The following is a 2,808-nucleotide window of genomic DNA, read 5'->3' as shown; positions in this document are numbered from 1 at the left end:
CGCCTGTCATCGGACCCATCTTAGCGAGCTCTTCACGTGCAATCTGCGGAGCTTCCGGAGTCTCTTTCAGATCCGGCGGGCAGACCTTGTAAACAAGGTACGGGCAGATGAGGAGAGCCAGGAGGCCCGGTACGATACATGCGAGAGCCCAGAGACCCCAGCTGATTTCTACGCCTGCAGTTTCAGCTGCCAGCGAAACAACCAGAAGGTTCGGAGCAACAGCCGTGATAAACATGGAAGACGTGATGCAGTTGTTCTGGAACGTGCATGCTACGAGATAGGAACCGATTTTCTTTGCTGTCGGACCCGGCTCAGATTCGAACGCTGCGCAAAGGCTGCGGACAATCGGGAACAGGATACCGCCGCCACGAGCCGTATTGGACGGTGTAGCAGGAGCAATGATAAGGTCCGTGAAAGCCATCGTGTAACCAAGCTTCAGGGAGCTTGTAGCGATAGCCGCCATGATTTTGTAAGCGATGCGTTTGCCAAGACCCGTTTTAATGAAGCCTTTTGCAAACAGGAATGCCGAAACGATAAGCCAGATTGTGGCATTGCCGAAACCCGAGAGAGCTGCGGCCGGTTTCAACACCTTCAGGAATCCCGTTACACCGACCGCGATGAGTGCGACGGCGCCGATTGGCAGCGGGTGAAGAATGAAACCAACGATTGTGGAAACGAAGATTGCGAACATATGCCAAGCGTCAGGTTTGAGGCCTGCAGGCATAGGGCAGAACCAAATGATGATACCGATGAGTACTGTAAAAATACCCTTTTGCATGTTTGTTTTCAGCACAATTTTTTCCCCCTTTTATACTGGATTGTAAGGCTTCAATATCGCCGGCATTACCCCCTCTCACAAGAAATGAATTTGATAAATGATTTCTATGAGTTGTATGTCAACTCTATTGGTACATTTATTATACTTCATTCCATATCAACAAGTAAAGATATTTATGAAAAAATTCTGTAAGATACTCCATATCTATATAATATTCAAAATTTATCCACAGAAGTGAAAACAATCCATAAGATAAATTGCGTTTCCTGTAGCTTTTCACTTTCATGCTATATACTTCGGAAAAGACAGCTTATATATAGGTAAGATAATAACGGATAACATATAGTGAACACATATCCCGCCTCGCTGCGGCACGAAGCCGGTGTCCGCGGGTAAAATACCGCTGAGGAAAGTTTGCCTATGGCAAACTTCGATTAAAGGCATTATAATTAAATAGCATAAATCAGAAAATAAATTTATTCACAATCCCAAGGGAGGATACTCTTTATGCTTGTTCATGAAATACTAAGGAGGGGCAAAGATAACGACGACGCTGTCTACAGCCAGCTCGGCGCGCTCACATACCGCGGACTGAGAGTTGCTACTGAAAACTGCCGCCGCCGTCTGTACGCCATGGGTGTAAGACGACACTCCACCGTCGGAATATACTCCCACAACCGTGCGGAATACATTGCCGCTTACATGGCTATAGCTTCTCTGGGCGCCGTTGTCGTGCCTATCAACTTTCAGCTCAGCATGCGCGAGACAGCTTTCATACTCAAAAACGCGGACTCGCACTTTCTGCTCACTGATAAACCGCTGACACTTGATGCTGCAATAAACTCGCAGTATTACGAAGATGTCCAGCAGCTTGACATAGGAGCCTGCATAGAGCCTACGACACTGCCCCCGCCGCCGGAGCTTCCGAAGGATTTCGGTGCCGACGAACCTGTCGCACTCATCTATACCTCGGGTACTACGGGAGAACCCAAAGGCGCCATACTGTCTCATAAAAATATCGTGATGAACACCATTGACCTGCAGCAGGTCGTTCACTACACAAGCTCGGACAATGTGCTCTGCGTACTTCCAATGTACCACTGCTTCGCATGGACCTGCGCCGTCATGGCAGGACTTTACGCGGGCGGCACGCTCAGTATCCTGGATTCCTTCACCCCGAAGAAAACCATCGATATCACAAGGGCGCTCGGTGTTACCATCATAGTCATGGTCCCGTCCATCTGCTCGCTTATAACAAAGCTTGCTTCCACAGAGGATTTCAAAACACTTCGTTTTGTCATGCTGGGAGGAACGACACTTCCCGAGGCAATCGGCTCAGCCTTCACCACGAAGTTTAATATCCCCATCATTGAGGGATATGGACTTTCCGAGGCTTCGCCTGTTGTCACCATGAACCCGCCTGAAGCCCCCCGTGCAACCTCTGTAGGCCCTGCCCTTCCGGACGTAAAGGTTCGTATCGTAGACCCCGAAACAGGGCTCGACGTGCCCCGGGGAGAAGTCGGAGAGCTGCTTGTACAGGGACCGAACGTAATGCACGGCTACTGGAAGCGTGACGACGCCACCGCGGAAACACTGGCAGACGGCTGGCTGCACACGGGAGACGTTGCCCGCTGCGACAAGGACGGCTACTACTACATAGTCGACCGCATAAAAGATATGATTATCAGCATGGGCGAAAACATCTACCCGCGCGAAATCGAAGAGCTTATATATCAGTTCCCCGGTGTACGCGAGGTAGCTGTAATTCCTATTGAAGATAAGCTGCGCGGACAGGCCGGCTGCTGCTACTACACAGTCCAGCCTGATGCGGAGGTTGACCTGCGCGCACTCAAAAAATACCTGCAGCAGAATCTGGCACTCTTCAAGATACCGCGCGAATTCCACGAAATCGAAGAAATGCCGAAAACCGCAACAGGAAAGATTGCAAAAAAGGAGCTTAAAAAGCTCAATAAAGAAAGTGTTTAATAAAAACGACGGTTCTTTTGAACCGTGGCTTTTTTACGCGCTTT

2 protein-coding genes are annotated in these 2,808 nt (G+C 49.5%); one reads left to right on the top strand and one right to left on the bottom strand.

The window, feature by feature from the left end; translation table 11 throughout:
• A partial coding sequence (locus ACY69O_RS00490) for a DASS family sodium-coupled anion symporter (RefSeq protein WP_462331511.1) occupies positions 1 to 793 on the bottom strand: 793 nt, incomplete at its 3' end.
• Between the two features lie 492 nt (positions 794 to 1,285).
• On the opposite strand from ACY69O_RS00490, the gene ACY69O_RS00485 reads away from it, so the two are divergent.
• Positions 1,286 to 2,764: a class I adenylate-forming enzyme family protein gene (locus tag ACY69O_RS00485; RefSeq protein WP_462331510.1), complete on the top strand. Its 1,479-nt coding sequence runs from the start codon at positions 1,286 to 1,288 to the stop codon at positions 2,762 to 2,764.
• Positions 2,765 to 2,808 lie beyond the last annotated feature (44 nt).

This window comes from Schwartzia sp. (in: firmicutes), from assembly GCF_978017985.1.
This window is presented reverse-complemented; position numbering and strand designations above follow the sequence as displayed.

Bases quoted from the DNA above. Each gene is read 5' to 3' on its own strand.
- ACY69O_RS00485 (WP_462331510.1), top strand. From the start codon at position 1,286: ATGCTTGTTCATGAAATACTAAGGAGGGGCAAAGATAACGACGACGCT.